The 283-nt window shown below is 61.8% G+C and carries 1 protein-coding gene; it reads left to right on the top strand.

Annotated features, from left to right (window positions below; translation table 11 throughout):
- Positions 1–283: hypothetical protein (locus AC1RPX_RS07940; RefSeq protein WP_481763355.1), on the top strand; the 283-nt coding region annotated here is incomplete at both ends.

The following is a 283-nucleotide window of genomic DNA, read 5'->3' as shown; positions in this document are numbered from 1 at the left end:
ACCCAACACAGATCTCCGGTCAGCTGTACCTGACCTGCTCGATCTACGAAATCATCAACACGCTCGCCAATGGACGCAAGCAGGCATCGACAGTCAACGCAGCGCCAAGCGCCGCCGCCGCTCCCGAAACGCGGCCACAGGGTCAGATCCCTGCCTCGAGCGGCTCTGCGGTGACCATCCCGATTGCTGATCAGCACTATTTGGCGGCCAAGAGCATCGACTCGGCGAGCGGCACCTACCTCGGCGTCGTGGACGATTCGAAGGTGTGGAGCTTCACCACAGC

This window comes from Dellaglioa sp. CoH-56-MRSF-14 (assembly GCF_056782115.1).
This window is presented reverse-complemented; position numbering and strand designations above follow the sequence as displayed.